The organism is Pseudomonas sp. 05L36 (genome assembly GCF_056398125.1).
In genome coordinates, this window is record NZ_JBFTOU010000006.1 from 212,294 (window position 1) to 223,745 (window position 11,452).

Here is an 11,452-nt window from a genome sequence, read left to right on the forward strand (position 1 = left end):
TTTTTAAAGACAGGACAATCATGACCGTACATACACTAGACACCTCATTTCAATACCCAGTACCTGACATGAAAAAAATCAAGGAGAGCAGAGAAGCACTCAATTATAAAATCCGTACATTGAGCACCATTTACTTACCCGTACTAGGAGAACAATTAAAGTCGCTACAGGAAGAAATAAATTCAACCAACAAGCAGGCGCTCAGCACCTTAACCCTGACCCCCACAGCATTACCCATTACTGAAATCAAACACTTCCTTACCGCCATTGAAAACCTGAAAACAGGAACACCCACACCGGAACAGCAGGAGGCGATAGACAGCTTTTACAAAGAAATCAAAATATTAATGAAGAGCGGGACAACCGGAACATTAGATTTTCTGACGGCATTAAACAAAAATTTGATAATTCTGAAAGCAGTGACACTCAGCGACAACCAATACCGAATCAAAGAGCTGGAAACTTCAATCAGCAACGCTACTCCGCATATCCAAGTAGGAGAAAATGCAATAGCAGGACTACTCAAAGACGAATCAGAGCTGAACGAGGCGATAAAACTCATTGAAGCGACAGACACCTTCTCGCTCATCAGGGAGTTTTTTCTAACCGCTGAAAAACTCGCCAACCTCAACCTGTCCGCGCCTCAGGTCGAACTTGTCAAGACAGGTATTGCTGGCGCCGGCAAGATCCTCAACTTAATCAGTGACAGAATAAAGTATGACCACCTGATCCAGGCCAGAAGCCAGATTCAAAAACGACTGGATGACCGCCGCCGCAATCTCGCTGGCATCAATCAAGATATAAAAATCCTACAGGATCAAAAAAGTCAGTTGCAGGAATTCCAGTCCGTACAAACACCCAGAGAACTCTATACCCATGAATTGAGTGTTCTCGCCGACGCCATTAATAAATTCCTGGAACTTACCGAACATGACGAGAGCGACGATCTCGAGTCGGTGGTTAAACGCTTCATTGAACAATCAGATATTTTCATGAAGCATATGAAGTCTCTGCGCGGGGAATGGAAGAGCTAAACCGGTTTCGATTCGGTTGTTTGCGGCAACTTCGATTAATGCGAGCGAAAACCCTGAGCAGCCTTTTCGCTCGCCTCAATGACTGTCATACCCACATGCTCATGCCAGCGCCTGATTTTGCAATTGCACGGCACGCTGTTCAAAGCACGGCGCCAATGCCCGTAGATCCGGGTGAGGAGCGTGTAACAGTGCCTGGCCGCTGACGCGCAGGAAGTTCAGGTTCCCTGCCGCCAATGCCTTGTGCAACCACACCAAGGCCTCTTCGATTTTCCCGTCCTGCGCCAGAACAGCCGCATAGCTGAATTGCCCGCGGAAATCCCCACCCTTGGCAGAACGTCGATACCACTCGAAAGCGGCATCCGGGTCGGCCTGGCAAAATCGGCCTTCCTCCATATAGCGCCCCAGCAGGTTCATCGACTTCGCATGGCCAAGGTCCGCCGCACGCCGATACCAGCTAAGCGCCAGCGCCTGATCCTCGGCTACACCGCGCCCGGTGGCGAGCAGATTGGCGAAATTGTACATCGCCCAATCCAGCCCTGCCGCAGCGGCAATTCGGTAATGCCTGGCCGCCAGCGATGCATCGTCCGCACAACCCCAACCATGCTCATGACAACGGCCGAGCATGTTGCGCGCCATCAGGTGCCCCTGGCGCGCGGCGATGCCGAACCAGCTCAGCGCCAGCGGCTTATCCTGCGCGATCCCCTGGCCGTCGAGCAGAATCTGCCCGAGCAAAGCCTGGGCTTCAATCTCCCCTTCGCGTGCGGCAATCAGGATGGCCTGGGCCGCGCGGGCCGGACTTTCGTCGAGCATCGCGCGCAGGCGCTCACCGTCGAGCAATTCCTCGCGGCGTAAACGAAAATCCGCCACTTACACCTCGACCCAGCGACGCAGCAGATTGTGATAAGTGCCGGTCAGGCGGATCAGTGACAGATGATCGGGCACATCGCGGGTCAGTTGCTGGATTGCCCCGTCCATCTCGAACAACAGGGCGCGCTGGCTGTCTTCGCGCACCAGGCTTTGAGTCCAGAAAAACGAGGCGAGTCGCGTTCCGCGCGTCACCGCGTTGACCTTGTGCAGGCTGGTGCCGGGGTACAGCACCATGTCACCGGCAGGCAGCTTCACCCGTTGGGTGCCGAAGGTGTCCTGGATTTCCAGCTCGCCGCCGTCATAATCCTCGGGCTCGCTGAAGAACAGCGTGGCGGACAAGTCCGTGCGTACCCGTTCGATACTGCCTTTGGGCTGACGCACCGCATTGTCGATATGGAAGTCGAAACTGCCACCGGCGGTGTAACAGTTCACTAACGGAGGAAAGACTTTGTGCGGCAGTGCAGCTGACATGAACTGCGGATTTTTCCACAGCCGTTCCAGCATCGCCGCGCCGATCTCCTTGGCCAGCGGATGCCCTTCAGGCAGCTGCAAATTGTGCTTGGCCTTGGCCGACTGGTAGCCGGCGGTGATCTTGCCATCGGCCCAATCGGCCTGTTCCAGAGCCTCGCGAATGCGCTGCACCTCGTCTTTTTCGAACAGGCCGGGAATGTGCAGCAGCATGACAAAGACACCTGAAAACAAAGGGGTGCCAATGGTATTGATTCTTATTGCCATTGTAAAACCCATCTGACGAATGAGTCAGCAAAAACCGTAAGGTTAAATTGTAAAGAATGTAAATTAAGTGCGAATAGTAATATTTCGCAATTGTTACGAATACGTATTTACCCTATATTCCGCCGCCTCAAATCCTTGGGGAGGGGAATTCAAATGTCGCGTCAACAACCACAAGTACCGGTCAGTTCACCACGTCTGCTCGCATCTGCCATCGGCATGGCGATTACTGCCGGCTCTGCGGGCCACATGGTTTTCGCGGCGGAAAAAACCGACGAAAAAGCACCGGACAAAGTGATTTCGCTGGGCGCCACCGCCATCACCGGCGAAGCCCAGGACGAGACGACCTACAACGTAGAGAAAGCCTCCTCGCCCAAGTACACTGCACCGCTGATCGACACTCCGCGCTCGGTGACCGTTGTTCCGCAACAAGTCTTGAAAGACACCGGCTCGCTCAACTTGCAGGACGCGCTGCGCACCGTTCCGGGCATCACCTTCGGTGCCGGTGAAGGCGGCAACCCGCAGGGCGACCGCCCATTCATCCGCGGCTTTGACGCCCAGGGCGACACCTATCTGGACGGCGTGCGCGATACCGGTTCCCAGAGCCGCGAGATCTTCGCCGTTGAATCGATCGAAGTCAGCAAAGGCCCGAACTCCGCGATCGGCGGCCGTGGCGCCGCCGGCGGCAGCATCAACCTGGTCAGCAAGAAAGCGCACCTGGGCGATTCGCTCGACGGTGGTTTCACCTGGGGCTCCGACCAGACCCAACGCTACACCTTCGACGGCAACTACCAGTTCACCGACACCGCCGCTGGCCGTCTGAACCTGCTGAGCCACGAGAGCAACGTCGCCGGACGTGACAGCGTCGATTACGACCGTTGGGGTGTTGCACCGTCCCTGGCCTTCGGCCTGGGTACGGACACACGCGTCAACCTCGACTACTACCACCTCGAAAGCAATGACACGCCGGACTCGGGTATTCCGTACTCCATCCCGGTCGGTGGCTCGACTGCCCGTACCAAGGCCAATCCGGACAAGCCGAATGACGGCGGCGACAGCAGCAACTTCTATGGTCTGACCGATCGCGACTTCCGCAAGACCCGCACCGACACCGCGACCTTCGCCATCGAGCACGACCTGAGCGACTCGCTGACCATCAAGAACACCCTGCGTCACGGCACCAGCATGCAGGATTACATCCTGACCCAGCCGGACGACAGTAAAGGCAACGTCAACAACGGCAGCGTCTGGCGCCGCGCGAACACCCGCGTGAGCAACACCGAGACCACCACCAACCAGACCGACCTGTTTGGCGATGTCTACATTGCCGGGTTCAAGAACAGCTTCTCCACCGGTGTCGAATACACCCACGAGGAAAGCGAAAAGTCCTCGTACAACGTCAACACGGACACCACCCCGGGAACAGCAGCGGTGACCACCAACTGCTCGCCGGCACTGATCGGCGCGCCAAGCGGCTTCAACTGCACCTCGCTGTCCAACCCGAACCCGAATGATCCATGGAACGGTGCCATCTCGCGTAATTACGCCGGCACCAACACCAAGGCCGACACCTACGCACTGTACGTGTTCGACACCCTGACGTTGTCCGAGCGGTGGCTGGTGAACATGGGCCTGCGGTATGACCATTTCAATACCCAGTACCGTACCTTTGACGGTTCCGGCGCCACCGTCGTGACCAAAGGCAACGCAGCCAAAGGCAAGGACACCAGCGAATTCGTCACTGGCCAGTTCGGCGTGGTCTACAAGCCAGCCGAAAACGGCAGCATCTATGCGTCCTACGCGACGTCTGCCACGCCACCGGGCAACACCTTGGGCGAAGGTTCGGAAGGCAACCCGTTGGGTGGCACGCCGGATCGCAACGGCAACCTGCTGAGCAGCGACATGGAGCCGGAAACCACCAAGAACTACGAAATCGGTACCAAGTGGGATCTACTGAACAATCGCCTGTCGTTGACCGCCGATATCTTCCGCACCGAGAAAGACAACGCTCGTGTGCAGACCAACACCACCACCTTCGAAAACGTCGGCAAAACCCGCGTTCAAGGCATCGAACTGTCGGCCAGCGGCAAGCTCACCGACAAATGGCAAGTGTTCGCCGGTTACGCCTACATGGACAGCGAACAAATCGATGGTGGCCCATTGGGCGCGGCCAATGACGGCAACCAGTTACCTAACACGCCGGAAAACAGCGCCAGCCTGTGGACGACCTACCAGGTCACGCCAAGGCTGACCATCGGTGGCGGTGCGTTCTATGTCGATGACGTGTTCGGCAGTACCGCCAACACCACCATGGTTGATTCCTACGTTCGTTACGACGCGATGGCGGCCTATAAGCTGACCAAGAACGTCGACCTGCAACTGAACGTGCAGAACCTGACCGACGAAACCTACTACGACAAGGCGTTCTCGACTCACTTCGCCAACCAGGCGGCCGGTCGTACCGCGTTGCTGAGCACCAACTTCCACTTCTGATGGAATTGTGACCAACAACCTCCTGTAGGAGCGAGCTTGCTCGCGATGGACCGGAGAACGACGCGGGGTGTCAGGCTTTACGCGTCATCGTTGACGACCATCGCGAGCGAGCTCGCTCCTACAGGAGGGGTGAAGGTTGAAATCAGCGGCAGTGCCCCGTTCATCCAGGTGAATGGGGCCTTTGTGCGTAAAAAAGAATGCGTCTCGACAACCCCACGGCATAATGCGCACCGTGATGAATCAATTTGAACGAACAAGGCGAGCGACGTGTTGAAGAAAACCCTGTTCCAGTTGCACTGGTTTTTCGGCATCAGCGCCGGGCTGGTCCTGGCCCTGATGGGCATCACCGGGGCAACGGTGTCGTTTCAGGATGAAATCCTGAGCACACTCAACCCTTCTGTGTTGCAGGTCGAGAAACAGGTCGCCGGTGTGCTGCCGCCCGCCGAACTGGTGGAGCACATCGAAGCCGCGTCGGGCAAAAAAGTCTCGATGCTCACGGTGGAAACCGACAGCGGCAACGCCGCCAAAGTGTGGTTCACCCCACCACCAGGTGAACGCCGTGGCGAGAAGCGCTACTTCGATCCGTACACCGCCGGGTTCCTGGGCGACGCCACCGGCCAGGACTTCTTCGGCCTGATGCTGCAACTGCACCGCTTCCTCGCCATGGGCGACACGGGTCGGCAGATCACCGGCGCCTGCACACTGATTCTGGTGTTCTTCTGTCTTTCCGGGCTGTACTTGCGCTGGCCTCGCCAGTGGAAAAGCTGGCGTGCCTGGCTGACCCTGGACTGGAAGAAAAAGGGTCGCAGTTTCAATTGGGACCTGCACTCAGTGGCTGGCACCTGGTGCCTGGTGTTTTACCTCCTGGCAGCGTTGACCGGGTTGTCCTGGTCCTACGAGTGGTACAACAAGGGCCTGACCCGGTTGCTCTCCGACTCACCGCAGAACGAGCGCGTTCGCGGCGGACGTGGCCCTGCGCCAAGCGGTCCGGCACCGACAGCCGATTACGCGGCGATGTGGAGCAGCATCTACAGCGCGGCCGGTCCGCAACTCAGTTCCTATAATGTGCGCATGCCGCCCGTGGCCGGCCAACCAGCGACCGTGTACTTCCTGCTGAAAACTTCGCCTCACGACCGCGCCCTCAACCAGATCACCCTCGACCCGGCCACCGGTGTGGTCAAACGGGTTGATCGCTACAGCGACAAGAGCCTCAAGGCGCAACTGCTGACCAGCATCTATGCGCTGCACGTCGGCAGTTACTTCGGCATCGTCGGGCGCATCATCCTGACCCTCACCGCGTTGACCATGCCGCTGTTCTTCGTCACCGGCTGGATGCTGTACCTGGATCGTCGGCGCAAAAAACGCCAGATCAAGGATGCGCGCAAAGACCTCGTGCAAACCGCCAGCGATGCGCCGGCGTGGCTGATCGGCTTCGCCAGCCAAAGTGGTTTTGCCGAGCAGTTGGCATGGCAGACCGCCGGTCAATTGCAGGCCGCAGGCTTGCCGGTAAAAGTGCAACCATTGGCGGACGTCAGCGAGCAGGACTTGCATGAATCGAACAATGCCTTGTTCGTCATCAGCACCTTCGGCGACGGCGAAGCACCGGACAGCGCCCGCGGTTTCGAGCGCAAGGTACTGGGCCGGGCACCGAGCCTGGGACGCCTGAATTATGCCGTCCTTGGGTTGGGCGACCGGCAGTATCAACACTTCTGCGGTTTCGCCAAACGCCTGCACGCCTGGTTGGGCGAACATGGCGCAAAGACCCTGTTCGCCCCGGTGGAGGTCGACAGCGGTGACCCTTACGCCTTGCGTCACTGGCAACAGCAACTGGGCCTGTTGACCGGTCAGGCCCCCGTGGATACCTGGCAAGCACCCAACTACGACAACTGGACCCTGCTGCGTCGTGAACTGCTCAACCCGGACAGCAGTGGCTCGCCGGTGTACTTGTTGGGCCTCAAGTCTCCTTCCACCAGCAGCTGGCTGGCGGGCGACCTGGTGGAAGTGTTGCCGCGCAATTGCCCGTGGGCCATCGAGCATTTCCTCGACGGCCTGGGCATTCACGGTGAAACCAGGGTGCAACTCAACGGCCTGGAGGAAACCCTCGAACAGGCCCTGGCCAGCCGCCAGTTGCCGGAGAACCGCGCCCATCTGGTCGGCCTGCACGCCCAAGCGTTGGCAGAGGCCCTCGTGCCGTTGGCCATGCGCGAGTATTCCATTGCGTCGATCCCGGCCGATGGCGTGCTGGAATTGATCGTGCGCCAGGAAGTGCACGCCGACGGCAACCTCGGCGTCGGCTCCGGTTGGCTGACCGAGCACGCGCCCGTAGGCAGTTCCATCAGCCTGCGAGTGCGGCGCAATAGCGGTTTCCATCTGCCGGCGCAGCCGGTGCCGATGATCCTGCTGGGCAACGGCACGGGGCTGGCCGGGTTGCGCAGCCTGCTCAAGGCGCGGATTGCCGATGGTCAGCAACGTCACTGGCTGCTGTTTGGCGAGCGCAATCGCGAACACGATTACCTGTGCCGAAAGGAGCTGGAGGAGTGGCTGATCAATGGTGATCTGGCGCGCCTCGACCTGGCGTTTTCCCGCGACCAGGCCGAAAAGGTTTACGTACAGGATCGCCTGCGCGAATCGGCAGCCGAGTTCAAGAAGTGGCTGGCGGACGGTGCGGTGATCTACATCTGCGGCAGCCTTCAAGGCATGGCTTCAGGCGTGGACCAGGTGCTCAACGAGGTGTTGGGCGCCGCCGAAGTGGAGCGCCTGATCGAACAGGGCCGCTACCGCCGCGACGTGTACTGATTCACTGAATTCCCTGTGGGAGCGAGCTTGCTCGCTCCCACAGGGGCTTTGTGTCCAGCGATCAGAGCGGCTGCAACTTCTGCTCAAACACCGACACACCATCCAGATCGCGCAACACCACGCTCAACTCCCCGCTCTGCCCATCGATGTTCACCTCGCCAAAAAACTGAAACCCGGCAAACGGCGAGAGGTTCTGCGCCGGTGGGGCCTTTTCGAACACCGCTTCAGGACCAAAGGTTTTATCCAGCGGATTCGGCCCGTAGCTGCCGGCATTCAAAGGCCCGGCGACGAACTCCCAGAACGGTTCGAAATCCTGAAACGCCGCCCGATCCGGATGGTAATGATGGGCCGCGCAGTAATGCACATCCGCAGTCAGGAACAGGAAATTGCGCACCTGCTGCCGCCGCAGAAAACCGAGCAATTCGGCGATTTCCAGTTCGCGGCCCTGGGCCGGGCCGGGGTCACCGTTGGCCACCGCGTCCCACCTCGTGACACCGGGGCTGACTTCGCCGTCCCCTTCGCCGAGGCCGATGGGCATGTCGGCGGCGATCACTTTCCATTGCGCATTCGAGGCCTGCATTTCGCGCTTGAGCCAGTCCAGTTGCTCACGACCGAGGAATGGCTTGGCCTCGCCCAGATTGTCGTCATTGGCCCCGCGATAACTGCGCATGTCCACCACGAACACATCGAGCATGGGCCCGTAACCGAGCTTGCGATAGATGCGCCCGCCGCCATCGGCGCTCTGCCAGCGCATCGGCGCGTATTCGAGCCAGGCCTGGCGTGCGCGGTCCACCAGACTGTGGATATCTTTGCTCTGGTAACGCGCACCCAGCTGCTTGCCGGGCGACCAGTTGTCCACCACTTCGTGGTCGTCCCACTGCCAGATCTGCGGGACCTCGGCGTTGAAGCGACGGATGTTTTCGTCCATCAGGTTGTAGCGGTAATTACCACGGTACTCATCGAGGGTCTCGGCGCTTTTGCTCTTGGCCTCGGTGGTGATGTTGCGCCATACCCGGCCGCTTTCTGTGGTGAGCTGCGCCCGGATCGGGATATCGGCGTAAATGATGTCGCCGCTGTGGATAAAGAAGTCCGGCAGCCGCCGGCGCATCGCCTCGTAGATGCGCATGCCGCCAAAGTCCGGGTTGATGCCGAAGCCCTGGCCGGCGGAGTCGCCGCTCCAGACAAAACGGATGTCGCGCCGGGTCTGCGGCACGCTGCGCAAGTGACCGAACCAGGGCTCGCTGGCAACGCCGCTCTGGGCGTCCTCAAACTGCACGCGATAGAAAATCGCCTGGTCGGCGGGCAGCCCGCTGAGTTCGACCCGAGCGGTGAAATCGGTGCGCGCATCGGCCAAGGGCGAGACGAAACGTCGAGGGTTGGAAAACAGGCTGCGGGTGTCCCACTCCACCACCATCCGCGCGGGGCGATCGCAGCGGCTCCAGATGATCGCCCGGTCGCCCAGCAGGTCGCCGGACTGCACGCCGTCGGTGAGTTGCGGCCGGTCCTTGACCGAAGCGATCACCGCCGGCGCCAGCCCCGGCAACAGCAATCCGGCGCCTACCGCTTGCATGACACGACGGCGCCCGAGGTTGAAATCGCTCATGGTGTTCTCCCTGAAAAAGGAAAAACTAAAGCATGGCCCTAAGACCCTGGCATGACACAAATATCTACTAGCAATGCAGATCCATTGTAGGAGCGAGCCTGCTCGCGATAGCAGTGTAACAGTCGCCATATTTGCTGAATATCACGCCGTCATCGCGAGCAGGCTCGCTCCTACAGGATTGGGTGTCAGGCGCTGACGGGCTCTACCGCCAGCTCCACCGCCTCCGACCGTTTCACCAGCGCATACACCACCGCCGTCAACAGGCTCCCTGCCACAATCGCCAGCAAATAAAGCAGCGCATGGTTGATCGCATTCGGGATCGCCAGCACGAACAACCCACCGTGGGGCGCCATCAGTTTGCAGCCGAAATACATCGACAGCGCACCAGTCAACGCACCGCCGGCGATGCTCGCCGGAATCACCCGCAACGGGTCTTTCGCCGCAAACGGAATAGCCCCTTCGGAGATGAAGCACAGCCCCAGCACCAGTGCTGCCTTACCGGCTTCGCGCTCAGTCTGCGCAAACTTGCGCCGCGCAATGAACGTGGCGATGCCCAGGCCGATCGGCGGCACCATGCCGGCCGCCATGGTCGCCGCCATCGGCGCGTAACTCTGCGACGCCAGCAACCCGACCGAGAAGGCATAGGCCGCCTTGTTGATCGGCCCGCCGAGGTCGACGCACATCATGCTGCCCAGCAATACACCCAGCAGAATCGCGTTGGTGGTGCCCATGCTGTCGAGGAAATGCGTGAGCCCGGCGAGCATGCCGGCCACAGGTTTGCCGACCACGTAGATCATCACCAGGCCGGTGAACAGACTCGCCACCAACGGGATGATCAGGATCGGTTTCAGCGCCTCAAGGCTCTGCGGCAAACGCGCATATTTATTGATCGCCCTGGCCGCATAACCGGCGAGGAAACCGGCAATGATCCCGCCGATGAAACCTGCGCCCAAAGTGCTCGCCAACAGACCGCCGATCATCCCCGGCGCGAGGCCCGGACGGTCAGCGATGGAATAGGCGATATAGCCTGCCAGCAGCGGCACCATCAACTTGAATGCAGTGTCGCCACCGATCTGCATCAACGCCGCCGCCAGCGTGCCCTGCTCCTTGAATGCGGTGATGCCGAACACGAACGACAAGGCGATCATCAGGCCGCCGGCCACCACCATCGGCAACATGAACGACACGCCGGTCAGCAGGTGTTTATAGACGCCGGTTTTCTCTGATTTGGCTGGGCCCTTGGCGCTGCTCGAAGCGCTTTCCTGCTGGCCTTCGGCCAAGGCCTTTTTCAAGGTCGCTTCAGCTTGCTTGAGAGCGATACCGGTGCCACAGCGATAGATTTTCTTGCCGGCGAAACGCTCGGTGGCGACTTCGATATCAGCCGCCAAGAGCACCACATCGGCCTCGGCGATCGCTTGCGCGCTCAATGGATTGCGCGCGCCGACCGAGCCCTGGGTTTCCACTTGCAGGTCATAGCCCAGGCGTTTGGCCGCTTGCTGCAAGGCTTCGGCAGCCATGAACGTGTGAGCGACACCCGTCGGGCACGCGGTGACGGCCACCAGTCGCGGCGTGTTTTGAGGCACCGTCACAGGTTCGACGACGGCTTCGTCAGCGGCGTAAACCTGAGCCTCCTGCGCACCGCGCCGCAACACGGCTTCCACGTCTTGCAGGGCCTGGGCCGGGGTGCTCTGGAACAGCCGCTTACCGACAAACCGCGACATCTCCACCGGCGCGCTGGTCACCAGCAGCACCCACTCGGCCGCGTCCAGGGTGGCCGCCGACAGTTGTTTTTCGGGATGCGCGGCATCGGTGATTTCGACACTGGTGCTCCAGCCCTGACGCTGAGCCGCGGCATCGAGCAGCCGGGCACACAGCACACTGGTGACCATGCCGTTCGGGCAGGCCGTAACGATGGCTAACTTCATGA

At 59.8% G+C, this 11,452-nt stretch carries 7 protein-coding genes; 3 read left to right on the forward strand and 4 right to left on the reverse strand.

Annotation, left to right across the window (positions count from 1 at the left end; translation table 11 throughout):
* Positions 1-68 precede the first annotated feature (68 nt).
* On the forward strand, positions 69-1,034 hold the full coding sequence (locus AC1DKH_RS09400; protein WP_477798021.1) for an alpha-xenorhabdolysin family binary toxin subunit B: 966 nt from the start codon (positions 69-71) through the stop codon (positions 1,032-1,034).
* 99 nt (positions 1,035-1,133) lie between these two features.
* Here the strand turns inward: AC1DKH_RS09400 and AC1DKH_RS09405 are convergent, their stop codons facing one another.
* Entirely contained in the window at positions 1,134-1,901 is a 768-nt protein-coding gene (locus tag AC1DKH_RS09405; RefSeq protein ID WP_477755293.1) for a tetratricopeptide repeat protein, read from the reverse strand.
* The gene (locus tag AC1DKH_RS09410) at positions 1,902-2,582 is read right to left on the reverse strand and encodes a Fe2+-dependent dioxygenase (protein WP_477798022.1); all 681 of its coding nucleotides are present in this window, start codon (positions 2,580-2,582) and stop codon (positions 1,902-1,904) included.
* A gap of 207 nt (positions 2,583-2,789) precedes the next feature.
* Between AC1DKH_RS09410 and AC1DKH_RS09415 the strand changes: the two genes are divergently transcribed.
* The gene (locus AC1DKH_RS09415; protein ID WP_477798023.1) at positions 2,790-5,126 is read left to right on the forward strand and encodes a TonB-dependent receptor; all 2,337 of its coding nucleotides are present in this window, start codon (positions 2,790-2,792) and stop codon (positions 5,124-5,126) included.
* A gap of 267 nt (positions 5,127-5,393) precedes the next feature.
* Positions 5,394-7,922, forward strand: a complete 2,529-nt coding sequence (locus AC1DKH_RS09420; protein ID WP_477798024.1) for a PepSY domain-containing protein — start codon at positions 5,394-5,396, stop codon at positions 7,920-7,922.
* A gap of 61 nt (positions 7,923-7,983) precedes the next feature.
* On the opposite strand, the gene AC1DKH_RS09425 is transcribed toward AC1DKH_RS09420, so the two are convergent.
* Together AC1DKH_RS09425 and AC1DKH_RS09430 are read right to left on the reverse strand one after the other, a co-directional pair.
* Complete coding sequence (locus tag AC1DKH_RS09425; protein ID WP_477798025.1) at positions 7,984-9,525, reverse strand: alkaline phosphatase D family protein; 1,542 nt, start codon at positions 9,523-9,525, stop codon at positions 7,984-7,986.
* A gap of 185 nt (positions 9,526-9,710) precedes the next feature.
* Positions 9,711-11,450, reverse strand: a complete 1,740-nt coding sequence (locus AC1DKH_RS09430) for a PTS fructose-like transporter subunit IIB (protein WP_477798026.1) — start codon at positions 11,448-11,450, stop codon at positions 9,711-9,713.
* Positions 11,451-11,452: the final 2 nt, after the last annotated feature.

Coding starts and splice junctions, on each gene's coding strand:
- AC1DKH_RS09400 (WP_477798021.1), top strand. CDS start 69: ATGAAAAAAATCAAGGAGAGCAGAGAAGCACTCAATTATAAAATCCGT.
- AC1DKH_RS09410 (WP_477798022.1), bottom strand. CDS start 2,582: ATGCTGCTGCACATTCCCGGCCTGTTCGAAAAAGACGAGGTGCAGCGC.
- AC1DKH_RS09415 (WP_477798023.1), top strand. CDS start 2,790: ATGTCGCGTCAACAACCACAAGTACCGGTCAGTTCACCACGTCTGCTC.
- AC1DKH_RS09425 (WP_477798025.1), bottom strand. CDS start 9,525: ATGAGCGATTTCAACCTCGGGCGCCGTCGTGTCATGCAAGCGGTAGGC.
- AC1DKH_RS09430 (WP_477798026.1), bottom strand. CDS start 11,450: ATGAAGTTAGCCATCGTTACGGCCTGCCCGAACGGCATGGTCACCAGT.